The sequence below is a fragment of the Pseudomonas sp. ML96 genome (genome assembly GCF_000761545.1).
Classification (GTDB): domain Bacteria; phylum Pseudomonadota; class Gammaproteobacteria; order Pseudomonadales; family Pseudomonadaceae; genus Aquipseudomonas.
In genome coordinates, this window is the sequence record NZ_JPMY01000009.1 from 183,416 (window position 1) to 199,329 (window position 15,914).

The 15,914-nt window shown below is 66.3% G+C and carries 11 protein-coding genes; 8 read left to right on the forward strand and 3 right to left on the reverse strand.

What is annotated here, in order from left to right:
• The first annotated feature begins 156 nt into the window (after window positions 1–156).
• From aceE to IP89_RS06515, 3 genes are all read left to right on the forward strand, one after another.
• Entirely contained in the window at window positions 157–2,802 is a 2,646-nt protein-coding gene (gene aceE / locus IP89_RS06505) for a pyruvate dehydrogenase (acetyl-transferring), homodimeric type (RefSeq protein WP_043308534.1), read from the forward strand.
• Window positions 2,803–2,813: 11 nt separating this feature from the next.
• Window positions 2,814–4,478: a dihydrolipoyllysine-residue acetyltransferase gene (aceF, locus tag IP89_RS06510; RefSeq protein WP_043308491.1), complete on the forward strand. Its 1,665-nt coding sequence runs from the start codon at window positions 2,814–2,816 to the stop codon at window positions 4,476–4,478.
• A 208-nt stretch (window positions 4,479–4,686) separates the two neighbouring features.
• Window positions 4,687–5,856 carry an MFS transporter gene (locus IP89_RS06515; protein ID WP_043308492.1) on the forward strand — a complete coding sequence of 390 codons (1,170 nt, stop codon included), beginning with the start codon at window positions 4,687–4,689 and terminating at the stop codon, window positions 5,854–5,856.
• A gap of 66 nt (window positions 5,857–5,922) precedes the next feature.
• Here IP89_RS06515 and IP89_RS06520 read toward each other — a convergent pair whose 3' ends face one another.
• A complete protein-coding gene (locus IP89_RS06520) occupies window positions 5,923–6,411 on the reverse strand; it encodes a hypothetical protein (RefSeq protein WP_043308535.1) in 489 nt (162 codons plus the stop codon).
• Window positions 6,412–6,577: 166 nt separating this feature from the next.
• Between IP89_RS06520 and IP89_RS06525 the strand changes: the two genes are divergently transcribed.
• From IP89_RS06525 to IP89_RS06535, 3 genes are all read left to right on the forward strand, one after another.
• Window positions 6,578–9,271, forward strand: a complete 2,694-nt coding sequence (locus tag IP89_RS06525) for an EAL domain-containing protein (RefSeq protein ID WP_043308494.1) — start codon at window positions 6,578–6,580, stop codon at window positions 9,269–9,271.
• Between the two features lie 125 nt (window positions 9,272–9,396).
• Window positions 9,397–10,044, forward strand: coding sequence for a peptide-methionine (S)-S-oxide reductase MsrA (gene msrA / locus IP89_RS06530; RefSeq protein WP_043308496.1), 648 nt, complete (start codon window positions 9,397–9,399; stop codon window positions 10,042–10,044).
• A gap of 62 nt (window positions 10,045–10,106) precedes the next feature.
• Window positions 10,107–10,304, forward strand: coding sequence for a YjfB family protein (locus tag IP89_RS06535; RefSeq protein WP_043308497.1), 198 nt, complete (start codon window positions 10,107–10,109; stop codon window positions 10,302–10,304).
• Between the two features lie 3 nt (window positions 10,305–10,307).
• On the opposite strand, the gene IP89_RS06540 is transcribed toward IP89_RS06535, so the two are convergent.
• Window positions 10,308–11,963, reverse strand: a complete 1,656-nt coding sequence (locus tag IP89_RS06540; protein WP_043308499.1) for an NAD(P)/FAD-dependent oxidoreductase — start codon at window positions 11,961–11,963, stop codon at window positions 10,308–10,310.
• Window positions 11,964–12,097: 134 nt separating this feature from the next.
• On the opposite strand from IP89_RS06540, the gene IP89_RS06545 reads away from it, so the two are divergent.
• On the forward strand, window positions 12,098–12,649 hold the full coding sequence (locus IP89_RS06545; RefSeq protein ID WP_043308500.1) for a PadR family transcriptional regulator: 552 nt from the start codon (window positions 12,098–12,100) through the stop codon (window positions 12,647–12,649).
• A 34-nt stretch (window positions 12,650–12,683) separates the two neighbouring features.
• On the opposite strand, the gene IP89_RS06550 is transcribed toward IP89_RS06545, so the two are convergent.
• Complete coding sequence (locus tag IP89_RS06550; protein WP_043308501.1) at window positions 12,684–14,258, reverse strand: malate:quinone oxidoreductase; 1,575 nt, start codon at window positions 14,256–14,258, stop codon at window positions 12,684–12,686.
• 373 nt (window positions 14,259–14,631) lie between these two features.
• Here IP89_RS06550 and IP89_RS06555 point away from each other — a divergent pair, with 373 nt between their 5' ends.
• Window positions 14,632–15,888 (forward strand): HD-GYP domain-containing protein, encoded by a 1,257-nt coding sequence (locus IP89_RS06555; RefSeq protein WP_043308502.1) that lies wholly within the window; start codon window positions 14,632–14,634, stop codon window positions 15,886–15,888.
• The last annotated feature ends 26 nt before the right edge of the window (window positions 15,889–15,914 follow it).

The window sequence follows — 15,914 nt, forward strand, 5'->3', positions numbered from 1 at the left end:
TTGTGCCCTGGACTCCACAGACGCCATCGAAATGTAGTAAAACTACAAAAGCGACCACGAGCATATTGGTCGACCACGACTTCACGTAGCCCGCCCAAAACGCGTGCACGAGCCCAGGCCTCTGATTCTGGAAGCCTTTCCGCCATGGAGCAAGCCATGCAAGACCTCGATCCCGTCGAAACCCAGGAGTGGCTGGAAGCCCTCGAATCCGTTCTCGACAAAGAAGGTGAAGACCGCGCCCACTACCTGCTGACCCGCATGGGCGAACTGGCGACCCGCAGCGGCACCCAGCTGCCGTACGCGATCACCACGCCTTATCGCAACAGCATTCCGGTCGGCCACGAGGCTCGCATGCCGGGCGACCTGTTCATGGAGCGCCGCATCCGCTCGCTGGTGCGCTGGAACGCGCTGGCCATGGTGATGCGCACCAATCTGCAGGACCCGGACCTGGGCGGTCACATCTCCAGCTTCGCTTCCTCGGCGACCCTGTACGACATCGGCTTCAACTACTTCTTCCAGGCCCCGACCGAAGAACACGGCGGCGACCTGATCTTCTATCAGGGCCACGCCAGCCCTGGCATCTACGCCCGCGCCTTCCTCGAGGGTCGCATCAGCGAAGATCAGATGAACAACTTCCGTCGCGAAGTCGACGGCAAGGGCCTGTCCTCCTACCCGCACCCGTGGCTGATGCCGGACTTCTGGCAGTTCCCCACCGTGTCCATGGGTCTGGGCCCGATCCAGGCGATCTACCAGGCGCGCTTCATGAAGTACCTGGAAAGCCGCGGCTACATTCCCGCCGGCAAGCAGAAGGTCTGGTGCTTCATGGGCGACGGCGAGTGCGACGAGCCGGAATCCCTGGGCGCCATCTCCCTGGCCGGCCGCGAGAAGCTGGACAACCTGATCTTCGTGATCAACTGCAACCTGCAACGCCTGGACGGCCCGGTACGCGGCAACGGCAAGATCATCCAGGAACTGGAAGGCGTGTTCCGTGGCGCCGAGTGGAACGTCAACAAGGTGGTCTGGGGCCGCTTCTGGGACCCGCTGCTGGCCAAGGACACCGACGGCCTGCTGCAGCGCCGCATGGACGAAGTGATCGACGGCGAGTACCAGAACTACAAGGCCAAGGACGGGGCCTACGTGCGTGAGCACTTCTTCAACAGCCCCGAGCTGAAGGAGATGGTCAAGGACCTCTCCGACCAGGAGATCTGGAACCTCAACCGCGGCGGCCACGACCCCTACAAGATGTATGCGGCCTACCACCAGGCGGTCAACCACAAGGGCCAGCCGACCGTGGTCCTGGCCAAGACCATCAAGGGCTACGGCACCGGTGCTGGCGAGGCGAAGAACACCGCGCACAACACCAAGAAAGTCGATATCGACAGCCTGAAGAAATTCCGCGACCGCTTCGACATCCCGGTCAAGGACGACGAGCTGGAGAACCTGCCGTTCGTGCAGGCCGAGCCGGGCAGCCCGGAGTACAAATACCTGCACGAGCGTCGCGCCGCCCTCGGTGGTTTCGTGCCGCAACGCCGCGCGCAGAGCTTCAGCATTCCGACCCCGCCGCTGGAAACCCTCAAGGCCATCCTCGACGGCACCGGCGACCGCGACATCTCTACCACCATGGCCTTCGTGCGCATCCTCTCGCAGCTGGTCAAGGACAAGGACCTGGGCGCGCGCATCGTGCCCATCGTGCCGGACGAGGCGCGTACCTTCGGCATGGAAGGCATGTTCCGCCAGCTCGGCATCTACTCCTCGGTCGGCCAGCTCTACGAGCCGGTGGATAAGGACCAGGTGATGTTCTACCGCGAGGACAAGAAGGGCCAGATCCTCGAGGAAGGCATCAACGAGGCCGGCGCCATGTCCAGCTGGATCGCCGCCGGTACCTCGTACTCCACACACAACCAGCCGATGCTGCCGTTCTACATCTTCTACTCGATGTTCGGCTTCCAGCGTATCGGCGACCTGGCCTGGGCCGCCGGCGACAGCCGTGCCCGTGGCTTCCTGATCGGCGGCACCGCCGGCCGCACCACGCTGAACGGCGAAGGCCTACAGCACGAGGACGGCCACAGCCACATCATGGCCGCGACCATCCCCAACTGCCGCACCTACGATCCGACCTACGGCTACGAGCTGGCGGTGATCATCCGTCACGGCATCAAGGAGATGATCGAGCAGCAGCAGAACGTCTTCTACTACATCACCGTGATGAACGAGTCCTACCAGCAACCGGCCCTGCCGGCCGGTACCGAGGACGGCATCATCAAGGGCATGTACCTGCTCGAAGAGGACAAGAAGGAAGCCGCACACCACGTGCAGCTGCTGGGTTCGGGCACCATCCTGCGCGAAGTGCGCGAGGCGGCGAAGATCCTGCGTGACGAGTTCAACATCGGCTCGGACGTGTGGAGCGTCACCAGCTTCAACGAACTGCGCCGCGACGGCCTGGCCGTGGAGCGCTGGAACCGTCTGCACCCGGGGCAGAAGCCCAAGCAGGCGTTCATCCAGGAATGCCTGGGCGGGCGCAAAGGCCCGGTGGTCGCCTCGACCGACTACATGAAGCTGTTCGCCGAGCAGGTGCGCCAGTGGGTGCCCAGCAAGGAATACAAGGTGCTCGGTACTGACGGCTTCGGCCGCAGCGACACCCGCAAGAAACTGCGCCACTTCTTCGAGGTGGACCGTTACTGGGTGGTCCTGGCTGCGCTGGAAGCGCTGGTCGACCGTGGCGAGATCGAAGCCAAGGTGCTGGCCGACGCCATCGCCAAGTTCGGCATCGACCCTGAAAAAGCCAACCCCCTGGACTGCTGAGGAGACGCACTGTGAGCGAGTTGATTCGCGTACCCGATATCGGCGGCGAAGGTGAAGTGATCGAGCTGCTGGTCAAGGTCGGTGATCGCATCGAAGCCGACCAGAGCGTGCTGACCCTGGAATCCGACAAGGCCTCCATGGAGGTCCCCTCGCCCAAGGCCGGGGTGATCAAGAGCCTGAAAGTCAAGCTGGGCGACAAGCTGAAGACCGGCGACGAACTGCTGGAGCTGGAGGTCGAGGGCGCCGCCCCGGCCGCAGAACCCGCAGCCGCCCCGGCTGCCGCCGAAGCGCCCAAGGCCGCCGAACCGGCCCCTGCGCCTGCTGCAGCCCCTGCAGCGGCTCCGGCCGCCGCCAGCGTGCAGGACGTGCATGTGCCGGACATCGGCACCAGCGGCAAGGTCAAGGTCATCGAAGTCATGGTCAAGGCCGGCGACAGCATCGAGGCTGATCAATCGCTGATCACCCTGGAGTCGGACAAGGCCAGCATGGAGATCCCCTCGCCGGCCGCCGGCGTGGTCGAGGAAGTGCTGGTCAAGCTGGACGCCGAAGTCGGCACCGGCGACCTGATCCTAAAACTCAAGGTCGCTGGCGCAGCACCCGCTGCCGCTCCGGCACCTGCCGCCGCAGCTCCCGCCCCGGCAGCCGCTGCGTCCGTGCACAGCACCCCGCCGGGCGCCGCCCCTGCGGTGGCCGCCGAGGTTGGCGCCATCGCCGCGCTGTCCGCCGCAGCTGCAGCGGTCGCCGCGCCGGTGCGTGATGGCAGCAAGGTCCACGCCGGTCCTGCCGTGCGCATGACCGCCCGCGAGTTCGGCGTCGACCTGGCCGCCGTGCCGGGCACCGGCCCGAAGGGCCGCATCCTCAAGGAAGACGTGCAGAACTACGTCAAGGCCATGCTGCAACAGGCCAAGAACGCTCCCGCCGCTGGCGCGACCGGCGGCGCCGGCATCCCGCCGGTCCCGGCCGTGGACTTCAGCAAGTTCGGCGAAGTGGAAGAAGTGGCGATGACCCGCCTGATGCAGGTCGGCGCCGCCAACCTGCACCGCAGCTGGCTCAACGTACCGCACGTGACCCAGTTCGACAGCGCCGACATCACCGAGCTGGAGGCCTTCCGCGTGGCGCAGAAGGCGGTGGCGGAGAAGGCCGGCGTCAAGCTGACCGTGCTGCCGCTGCTGCTCAAGGCCTGTGCCCACCTGCTCAAGGAGCTGCCGGACTTCAACAGTTCGCTGGCGCCGAGCGGCAAGGCGCTGATCCGCAAGAAGTACGTGCACATCGGCTTCGCCGTCGATACCCCGGATGGCCTGCTGGTCCCGGTGATCCGCGACGTCGACCAGAAGAGCCTGCTGCAACTGGCCGCCGAGGCCGCCGAACTGGCGGAGAAGGCGCGCACCAAGAAGCTCTCGGCCGACGCCATGCAGGGCGCCTGCTTCACCATCTCCAGCCTCGGCCACATTGGCGGTACCGGCTTCACGCCGATCGTCAACGCGCCGGAAGTGGCGATCCTCGGCGTGTCCAAGGCGACCATGCAGCCGGTGTGGGATGGCAAGGCGTTCCAGCCCAAGCTGATGCTGCCGCTATCGCTGTCCTACGACCACCGGGTGATCAACGGCGCTGCCGCCGCGCGCTTCACCAAGCGCCTGGGCGACGTGCTGGCGGATATCCGCACCCTGCTGCTGTAACGCATCACGCTGTGCTTTGAGGCATCGACGCCTCACTCCTCGGCCCCGCCAATCTGGCGGGGCTTTTTTATGCGCTGGGATCGGCGATTACTGACTTTCAGTCAAATGTATTTGCCAGATACACGGCTTAATCAGCAAAGATCAAAGCGACACACTGCGCGCCATAGAAAAACCGCAACCACGTCCACTTAACCAGAGGAGAGGCGCCGTGAAGTCTTCAGCCGCTTTGTTTGCCCTGGCCATTGGCGCCTTCGCCATCGGCACCACCGAATTCACTCCCATGGGCCTGCTCCCGGTGATCGCCGACGGCATGCAGGTCGACATCCCCAGCGCCGGCATGCTGATTTCCGCCTACGCCATCGGCGTGACGGTCGGCGCGCCGATCATGACCCTGCTGTTCAGCCGCTTCGGCAAGCGCTCGGCGCTGATCGCGCTGATGCTCATCTTCACCCTCGGCAACCTGCTCTCGGCCCTCGCCCCGAGCTACACCACCCTGCTGCTGTCGCGCCTGGTCACCAGCCTCAACCACGGTGCGTTCTTCGGCATCGGCGCCGTGGTGGCAGCCAGCGTGGTGCCGCGTGACAAGCAGGCCAGTGCAATCGCCACCATGTTCATGGGCCTGACCCTGGCCAATATCGGCGGCGTGCCCGCGGCGACCTGGCTCGGCCAGCAGGTGGGCTGGCGCCTGGCCTTCGGCGGCACCGCCGTGCTCGGCCTGGTCACCATAGCCGCGCTGTGGCTGGCACTGCCCAAGGGCGAGCCGGGTACCCGGCCGAACGTGCGCCGCGAGCTGAAGGTGCTGACCAGCCCCGAAGTGCTGCTGGCCATGGGCACCACCGTGCTCGGCGCCAGCGCGATGTTCGCCCTGTACACCTACGTGGCGCCGGTACTGGCCGACCTCACCCAGGCCAGCCCGAGCTTCGTCGCCTTCGCCCTGGTCCTGATCGGCATCGGTTTCACCCTGGGCAACAGTCTGGGCGGGCGTCTGGCCGACTGGTCGCTGGAAGGCGCGACCAAGCTGATGCTCGCCGCCCTGGCGCTGATCATGCTGGCCCTGCCGCTGCTGATGAGCAGCCACATCGGCGCCGCCATCGGCCTGGTGCTGTGGGGCGCGGCCGCCTTCGGCATCGTGCCGCCGGTACAGATGCGCGTGATGCAGGCCGCGGCCCAGGCACCGGGCCTGGCCTCGTCGGTCAATGTCGGCGCGTTCAACCTGGGTAACGCCGTGGGCGCGGCCCTGGGCGGCGCGGCCATCAGCCAGGGCCTGGGCTATGCGGCGGTACCCTGGGTTGGCGCGGCGCTGGCCCTGGGCGGCCTGGGCCTGGTGTGGCTGGGCAAATCGCGCGATCCGGCCACGCTGACCTCCGCCGCCAGCTGAGCACGACTTTTCCAAGCCATAACGAAAGAGCCCCGCCGAAGCGGGGCTCTTGCATGAACAGACTGATCAGTTCTTCTGCAGGTTGCGAATCAGGAAGCTGATCGCCTTGGCCAGGTCGGCTGCGCCCTGGTGGTCGCGCAGAACGGTGATCCACGGGCTGCCGTCGGCCGGATTGCTCAGCACGCAGGTGATGCCACTGGTCGGGCACTCGTAGCGGATATAGGGATCGAGGCCGAACACCGACAGGCGCTGGTTGCTCACCGCCAGGTTGTTGCTCTGCTCCTGACGGGTCTCCTGCCGCACCAGCAACTCGCCGGGGGCGGCGATGCTCAGCTGGTAGCGCAGGTCGCTGCGCTGCGCCGGCGCCTTGCCCAGCTGGTAGCCGGCGCGCAGGGCATAGGTGTCGAGCAGCGCGTTGCTGTGCGCCAGCAGCGCCTTGCGCTCGTCCTTGGTCATATACAGTCGCTTGAGCTCGGCCAGATAACGCGCCTGCTCCTCCCCGCCCAGCTGGGCCTCACTGGCCTGCACCTGGGCTCCGGTGCCCAGGCTCAGCATCAGCAATAACCCGCTCAGTCTTCTTGTCAGTCCCAGCCGCATGATGCACCCTTGCCGAACTTGGTTGATGTAACAAACCTGTGAACCCGTCCGCGAACCGATGAACCGGCGCGCCAGGGGTTCCAAGCCTGCCCTGAAGCGGCAGCATAAGGAAGCCAGTCGTTCGATGAAAAGCCATCCCGATGCCGCCAGCCGTTCGGCGGTCGAGGTTGTGACGCAGTTGCCTGTGCCGTCACGCCTGGGCATGTTGCGCTTCGAACGAATCAACGAACCCAGCTGGACCCTGCTGTTCCTCGACCCCGCCTGTGAACGCCAGCTCGGCGTCAGCGCCGGCGAACTCTGCGCCCTGCTCGATTCGCCCTACGCCAGCCTGATGGAGCCCGAGGCGCGCTACCGCCTGCACGACGAGATCCAGCAGCAGCTGGCCAGCTCGCAGCACTACTCGGTGCGCTACCGCCTGCATACGCCCAACGGCGCCCTGCACCTGCTGGAGGTAGGCGAGAACTTCCAGCAGCGCGGGCGCTTCCTGCTGCGCGGCTACCTGCTGGTCACCGTCGAAGCCGGTGAAAGCCTGGCCGAGCAGCGCCAGCAGGAGCTCGAAGAACAGAACCAGAAACTGCAGACCTCGCTGGAGCTGTACCAGCATTCCCAGGAAGAACACCTGCAGCACCTGATCCGTTCGCGCGCCCAGCAGAGCCTGATCGTGCGCCTGGCGCGGCATCGCTACAGCGCGCTGGACCCGCTCAAGGAAGCCGCCGAGCTGATCACCCAAGCCGCCTGCGAGACCTACGACGTGGCCCGCGCCAGCGTCTGGCACCTGATCGGCGACCAGCTGGAGCCGGTGGCCCTGTACCGCCGCGACATCGACCGCCACGAAATGCCGGCGGCCATCGACGCCAGCCTGTTCCCGCGCTACCTGGAGGCGCTGCACAGCGGCCGCGCCATTGACGCGCACAACGCCCAGCGCGACCCGCGCACCAATGAACTGGCCCGCGGCTACCTCAAGCCGCTGGGCATCAGCGCCATGCTCGACGCCACCATCCGCCTCGGCGGCGAAGTGGTCGGCGTGCTGTGCCTGGAGCACATCGGCCCGGCGCGCACCTGGCAGGCCGACGAGATTGCCTTCGCCGGCGAGCTGGCCGACCAGTTCGCCCAGGTCATGAGCAACCAGCAGCGGCGCGACGCCACCAGCGCACTGTTCCTCTTCCAGCGCGCCGTGGAGCAGAGCGTCAGCGCCTTCCTGCTGTTCGACCGCGACGGCCTGGTGCAGTACGTCAACCCGAGCTTCACCTCGATCACCCAGTACGGTGCCGAGGAAGTGCAGGGCCGGCGCATCTCCCAGCTGCCGGCACTGGAGAACCTCGGTGACCTGCTGTTCGACCCGCAGTCCGGGCTGGCCGAGCGCAACAGCTGGCAGGGCGAATTCCGCAGCCGGCGCAAGAATCTCGAGCCCTACTGGGGCCAGCTGTCGATCTCCAAGGTCTACAACGACGACGGCGACCTGACCCACTACATCGGCATCTACGAAGACATCACCGAGAGCAAGCTGGCCCAGCAGCGCATCGAGCGCCTGGCCTACAGCGACAACCTCACCGGCCTTGGTAACCGCCCGCACTTCATCCGCTGCCTGGAAGAACGTTTCGCCCGCGGCGATGGCCAGGCCTTCGGCCTGCTGCTGGTGGACATCGACAACTTCAAGCGGATCAACGACAGCCTCGGCCACCAGACCGGCGACAAGCTGCTGGCCAACCTGGCCCGTCGCCTGCGCAACAGCCTGGGCAAGAACACTAGCCTGGCGCGCTTCGCCAGCAACGAATTCGCCGTGCTGCTCGATGGCGCCGACCAGGCCGCCACCCTGCAGCGCGCCCAGGAGCTGCTGGCGACCCTGGACAAGCCGCTGTTCGTCGACAACCAGCTGATCAGCGTCACCGGCTCGGTCGGCATGGCCTGCGCGCCGGTGCACGGCGACGACCCACATGTACTGATGAAGCATGCCGGCCTGGCCCTGCACAAGGCCAAGGCCAACGGCAAACACCAGGTACAGATCTTCACCGAGGCGCTCAACGCCGAGGCCAGCTACAAACTGTTCGTCGAGAACAACCTGCGCCGCGCGCTGACCCAGAACGAGCTGGAGGTCTACTACCAGCCCAAGCTGTGCCTGAAGAGCGGCCAACTGGTCGGCCTCGAGGCGCTGCTGCGCTGGCAGCACCCGGACAAGGGCATGATCAGCCCGGAACAGTTCATCAGCGTGGCCGAAGACACCGGGCTGATCATCCCCATCGGCAAGTGGGTAGTGCGCCAGGCCTGCCGCGCCAGCCTGGAGTTGGCCGCCCTCGGCCTGGGCCAGGTGCAGGTGGCGATCAACCTGTCGGCCAAGCAGTTCACCGACCCCGACCTGGTCGGCTCGATCGCCGCCATCCTCGAAGAGGAAGGCCTGCCCGCCCAGCTGCTGGAAGTCGAGCTGACCGAGAGCCTGCTGCTGGAAGGCAACGACGCCACCCGCCAGCAGGTAGCGCGCCTCAAGGCCCTGGGCCTGACCCTGGCGATGGACGACTTCGGTACCGGCTACTCGTCTCTGAGCTACCTGAAGAAATTCCCGATCGACGTGATCAAGATCGACCGCAGTTTCATCAAGGACATCCCGGAGAACGAGGACGACATGGAGATCACCTCGGCGGTGATCGCCATGGCCCACAACCTCAAGCTCAAGGTGGTCGCCGAGGGTATCGAGACCGCCGCCCAACTCGGTTTCCTGCGGCGCCAGCAGTGCGACGTCGGCCAGGGCTACCTGTTCGACCGGCCGATTCCCGGCCGCGACCTGGTCGACAGCCTGCGCCGCTATCCCTGCCGCGGCGCCTGAGCCAGGCCGACCAACGGCAGGCCAGCGCTGTAATGCCCCGAGACCCTGCGGGTCTATGCAACGGCTGCAACCGCCCGCCCGCGGAGTAAGCTATCCCCCATTCCTCATCGCACAGGAACAGCATCATGGTTCTGCGTTCGCAAATCCTCGCCCACAAGCTCGAACTGCCCAGCGCCGAGCAGGCCCTGCCGGGCCGCGCCGAGCCCCTGGCGGTCCCCGCAGCCCATTACGTCAACGGCAACCCGCTCAAGGCACCCTTCCCCGCCGGCCTGCAGCAGGCGGTGTTCGCCCTTGGCTGCTTCTGGGGTGCCGAGCGGCGCTTCTGGCAACAGCCAGGCGTGTGGAGCACCGCGGTCGGCTATGCCGGCGGCCATACGCCGAACCCGACCTACGAGGAAGTCTGCTCCGGCCTGACCGGGCATACCGAGGTGGTGCTGGTGGTGTTCGATCCGCAGCAGACCAGCTATCAGCAGCTGCTCAAGGTGTTCTGGGAGGCGCACAACCCGACCCAGGGCATGCGCCAGGGCAACGACATCGGCACCCAGTACCGTTCGGCCATCTACTGCTTCGACGCCGCCCAGCGCGCCGCCGCCGAGGCCAGCCAGGCGCAATTCCAGGCCGAGCTGGAGAAGGCCGGCCTGGGCGCCATCACCACCGAAGTCGACGACGCGCCACCCTTCTACTACGCCGAGGCCTACCACCAGCAGTACCTGGCGAAGAACCCCGGCGGTTACTGCGGCCTGGGCGGCACCGGCGTGTGCCTGCCAGGCTGAGGGGAACCTCTGCGACCTGCGTGGGGTCGACCCGATAGGTCGCCCCTTTCGGAGAAAACCGCATGGAACTGAGCAATATCGCCAGCGCCGTCTCCAACGCCAACGCCACCCAGGCGGCGGCGCAGGCTTCGCTGCTGATCCTGAGCAAGACCCTGGATCTGCAGGCCGAGAGCGCCATCGGCCTGATCCAGGCGATCCCGCAGGTCACCCCGCCGAGCAATCCGCCCAACCTGGGCAATTCCATCGACGTGATGGCCTGAGCGCTAGGCCTGCTGGCTGGCGGCCGCCTGCTCGTCAGCTGACGCTGCGCTCGCCTGCCAATCCTTGAGCAGCTTGCCCACCTTGTAGCCGCGCCAGCCAAGCATGCGCGTGGCGGTCAGCACACCGGCCATCAACGCACCGCCGACGCCGGCGGTGACGGTGTCGGCGCCGGTCAGGTAGAGGCCCTTGATCGGCGTCTGGCTGTGAATCCAGTGCTGCTCGAAACGCTGCACCGTGTGGTCGATGCCGTAGATCTCGCCCTCCTCGTTCCACTGGAACCACTCGGTGGACAGCGGCGTGGCCAGCTCGCAGAAGTCCAGGGCGCCGCGTAGCTGCGGCTGGTGGCGGTAGAGCACCTCCAGCAAATGCTCGGTGAGCTGCGCCTTGAACGCCTCGTACTCGGCGCCGCGCTTGCCCCAGGTGCTGCCCTTCCACTGCGCGAACCACTGCGGCAGGGTCGGCGCGACGATCTCCACCGTCGCCTTGTGCGGGTAGTGGGCGTCCCAGGCCGGGTCCTTGGCCGAGGGGAAGCTGATGTAGATCAGCGGCATCGCCGGGTTCTGCCCGCTGGCGAAGCTGCTCACGTTGTAGTCGTGATCGTGGGTCGGGTAGACCCAGTAGTTGGTCTTCGGCAGGCCCAGCTCGGCGGCGCTGCCCTTGAAGCCGGCGTACAGGCACAGGCTGGCGGCCGACAACTTGACCTGCTGCAGCGGCTCCAGCAGGCCATGCGCGCTGGCCACCTGTGGTTCGATCAGGCGGGTATAGGTCGGCACCAGGCCGGCGCAGCTGACGATCTGCGGCGCGCGAATCTCCACGCCGTCCTTCTGCAGACGCACGCCCACGGCGCGGCCGTTCTCCACCAGGATCTGCTCCACCCCGGCATAGGTGAAGACGTGGCCGCCAGCGGCCTCGATCAGCGGAATGATGCTCTCGGAAATCTTGGTCGCGCCGCCCACCGGGTAGTTGCCGCCGGTGATGTAGTGCTTGGCCACCATGGCGTGCATGAGGAACGACGACTCGGCCGGCGGCAGGCCGTAGTCGCCCCACTGGGCGGTGAGCACGCCGATCAGTTCCTGATTCGAGGTCAGACCTTCGAGCACTTCGCGGGTAGTCTTGAAGCAGTAGTCCGGCAGCCACAGGCGGCGCAGCTTGGCGTAGAGCATGCCCAACCCGCGCGGCAGGGCCTGGCCGGCGAAGAAGCGCGGTACCCGGGAGCTGACCTCGCTGAGCAACTCGACATAGCGGTCGATGGCCGCCGCCTCGCCGGGGAAGTGGCGCTTGATCTCGGCCTTGAACTCCTCGCGGCCGGCCACGTAGTCGTAGCTTTGCTCGCCGATGACGATGCGGTCGTAGTGCGGGTCCATCGGCGCCCATTCGATCTTGCCGTCGCTGATCACGTCGAACACCCGGCGGATCACCGACCAGGGTTTGTGCACCTCGCCGATGTAGTGCACGCCCACGTCCCACTCGTAGCCCTCGCGCTCGTAGCTGTGGGTGTAGCCGCCGGCGGTGTAATGCTGCTCGAGCACGCACACGCGCTTGCCCAGCTTGCTCAGCAGCGCCGCGGCGGTGAGGCCGCCGATGCCGGAGCCGATGATGATGGCGTCGTAGTCCTGGGCGACCAGGCGTGAGCGAAAGCGTGTACCGGTGCGTTTCATGGGGGGCTCCTGCGTCGTTGTTGTTATGCAAGATTGCTTATATGCAAGTTTTTGCATAATAGCCACGAATGCCGACCATGCAACTTTTTGCATAATTCGTATACTGCGGCGCATCTCCCCACCGCGAGTTAGCCATGTCGCTCAAGCACGCCATTCTCATTCTTCTGGAAAGCGAGCCCGGCAGTGGCTACGACCTGCTCAAGCGCTTCAAGGAGGGCCTCGGCTACTTCTGGAACGCCAAGCACCAGCAGGTCTACCAGGAGCTGAAGAAGCTCAACCAGGCCGGCTGGCTGGACAGCGAGGCGCAGGCCCAGGAGACCCGTCCGGACAAGAAGATCCACCGCCTCACCGCGAGCGGGCACGCCGAGCTGCTGCGCTGGCTGGACGAGCCGGTACAGCCGAACAAGATCAACGATGCCTTGCTGGTGAAGCTGTTCGGCGGCGCCCACACCACGCCAGGCAACCTGCACGAGGAAGTGCGCCGGCACGTGGCCGTGCACCGCAAGACCCTGGACAGCCTGTTGAGTATCGAGCACGACTACCAGGCCCTGCCGGCCGAGCAGCGCCAGGCCCTGCGCCTGCCCTATCTAACCTTGCGCCGCGGCATTCTCGGCGAACAGTCGTGGCTGGCCTGGGCGGCGGAGGTGGAGGCGGAGCTGGCTCAGATGGCCAGCTCGCCCGCTTGAGCATGGAGGCCGCCGGCTGGCGGCCTCGCGAGGGTTACAGCGTGGTGTCGGCCTCGACCGGCACGTGCACCAGCTGCAGGCGCTCGCTGCTGTAGGCGCGGATGCGGTTGGTCAGTTCCAGGTCGTCGTTCAGCTTCTGTCCGTAGGACGGGATGATCTCCTTCAGGCGCGCCTGCCACTCGGGCGAGGCAACCTTGTCCTTGAAGGTTTTCTCCAGCACCGAGAGCATGATCGGCGCGGCGGTCGAGGCACCCGGCGAGGCGCCCAGCAGCGCGGCGATGCTGCCGTCGGCGGCGCTCACCACCTCGGTGCCGAACTGCAGCACGCCACCGTGCTCGGCGTCCTTCTTGATCACCTGCACGCGCTGGCCGGCGGTGATCAGCTGCCAATCTTCGTCACGCGCATCCGGGAAGTACTCGCGCAGGGCGTGCATGCGGTCTTCCTCGCTGAGCATCAGCTGGCCCACCAGGTACTGGGTCAGGTCCATGTTGTCCCAGCCGGCGTGGGTCATCGGGCCGATGTTGTCGGTGCTGATGGCGGCGAACATGTCCCACAGCGAGCCGTTCTTGAGGAACTTGCTGGAGAAGGTGGCGAAGGGCCCGAACAGCAAGACCTTCTGCCCGTCGATCACGCGGGTGTCGAGGTGCGGCACCGACATGGGCGGCGAGCCGACCGAGGCCTTGCCGTACAGCTTGGCCTGGTGCTGGGCGACGATCTCCGGGTTCTTGGTCATCAGGAACTGGCCACCGACCGGGAAGCCGGCGTAGCCGTCGGCCTCCGGAATGCCGGACTTCTGCAGCAGCGGCAGGGCCGCGCCGCCGGCACCGATGAAGACGAACTTGGCGTTGACGCTGGTTTCCTTCTCGCCGTTGGCGAGGTCCGCCACCACCACGTTCCAGGTGTCGTCGTCGTTGCGGGTGATATCGCGCACTTCATGGCTCAGGTGCAGCGACACACCTTCGCGCTGGGTCAGCGAGGCGACCAGCTGCTTGGTGATCTCGCCGAAGTTGACGTCGGTGCCGATCGGCATACGGGTGGCGGCGATCTTCTGCGCCGGGTCGCGGTCGGCCATCACCAGCGGCACCCACTGGGCGATCTGCGCCGGGTCCTCGGAGTACTCCATGCCACGGAACAGGTTGCTGTGCTGCAGGGCGGCGTGGCGTTTCTTCAGGTAGGCAACGTTGTCGTCACCCCAGACGAAGCTCATGTGCGGCACGTTGTTGATGAAGGACTTCGGCTCCTTCAGCACGCCCTGGTCGATCTGGTAGGCCCAGAACTGCTTGGAGATCTCGAAGCTCTCGTTGATGCCCACGGCCTTGCTGATGTCGATGCCGCCGTCGGCGGTCTCCGGCGTGTAGTTCAGCTCGCAGAAGGCCGAGTGGCCGGTGCCGGCGTTGTTCCAGGCGTTGGAACTCTCGTCGGCGACCTTGTCCATGCGCTCGTAGATGTCGATGCTCCAGCCCGGCTCGAGCTCGTTGAGATAGGTGCCGAGGGTGGCACTCATGATGCCGCCGCCGATCAGCAGCACATCGACGGTTTTCTCTGGCGCTGGCGGCTGCGAGCAGCCCACTGCAACCAGGCAGCTAAGGATCAATAGAAGCTTTTTCATGGTGAACGACCATTTCCAGTTGTGCGGTTGGCAAGGCGAATCGACGGTTCCCTGGGCCGGGCCGCACTTTCTGAGGCGCGGTCGTCCGGCGGTGACGGGAGTCGTGGCGAAAGGCCGTCCAGTCGGTTGACCGCCGGACTGGCCCGAAGTTGACGGCTTTTGCCGATGACTGAGACAAAAGGTCGCGCTGCCTTTAGCAAAACCGATGCCGGCTCTGCACCCCAGGTATTTCGCGGCCTGCAGCGGATCGCCGCGCTGCAGATGGCCGAATCCCGCCAGCGCAACGGCGGCAACCCGCCAATCGCGGCGCCTCTGCCACCGGCCGGCGCCAGGGGGTAGACTGCAGGCAAAGAGCCACCAGCACCCGAACGGCATGCCCGCGACTACCCACCTCATCTCCCCCGAACAGCTCTGCGTGGGCCTGTATGTCCACCTGGACCTGAGCTGGTGGGAGCACAACTTCGCCTTCAGCAGTTTCAAGATCAAGGATGACGGCCAGCTGCAGGCCCTGCGCGAGCTGGGCCTGGCGCAGGTGCGCTACGAGCCGGCGCGCAGCGACTGCGAGCCGCTGGAGCTGGCGCCGGCCGAAGCGCAGGCGCAGGTCGAGGAACCGGCGCCGCCCAGCGCCGAGGAGCAGGCCCGTCAGTCGCGCGCAGCCAAGCTCAGCGCGCTGCGCAAGCGCCTGGCCGAGGTCGACCGCACCTTCGTGCAGGCCAGCCAGCGGGTCAAGGCGCTCAACCAGACCCTGCGCAACCAGCCGGAGGAAGCGCTCAAAGCCGCCGGCGAGGTGGTTCGCGAGCTGGTCGACGCACTGCTCGGCGAAGACGGCGCGGCGCTGCACAGCATCAATGGCAAGGCCGCCGACGATGCCTACGTGCACCCACTCAACGTCACCGTGCTGTCACTGATGCTCGGCCGCCAGCTCGGCTACGACAGCGAGGCCTGCCACAGCATCGGCCTGGGCGCGCTGCTGCACGATATCGGCAAGCTGGAAGTGCCGAGCAAGGTGCTGCTCAAGGCCGAGCCGCTGACCCGCCCGGAGCAGCAGCTGCTGCACCTGCATGTCGACTTCGGCGTGCGCCGTGGCCACGAGCTGATGCTCGACGATGAAGTGCTGCGGGTCATCCAGGAACACCACGAATTCTGCGACGGCAGCGGCTACCCCAAGGGCCTGCGCGAGGCGGCCATCGGCCGCCTGAGCCGGGTGGTGAGCCTGGTCAACGTGTTCGACAACCTGTGCAACCCACTCAACCCGCGCGACGCACTGAGTCCGCACGAGGCCCTGGCGCTGATGTTCAAGCAGCAGCGCGAGCGCTTCGACGACGTGGCGCTGAAGGCCTTCATCCGCTGCATGGGCGTGTACCCGCCGGGCAGCCTGGTGCAGCTGGAGGACGAGCGTTACGCCCTGGTGCTGGCCATGCACCCGAGCCTGCCGCTGAAGCCGACGCTGATCCTCTACGAGCCGAGCATCCCCAAGAACGAGGCACTGATCGTCGACCTGGAGCAGGAGCCGGCGCTGGCCATCGCCCGCAGCCTGCGCCCGGCGCAGCTACCGCCAGAGGCGCTGGAATACCTCAATCCGCGCCAGCAACTGAGCTACTACGTCGACCCGCGCCAGCCTCGCCGCTGAATTTCAGTGGCCTGTGCCACACCTCG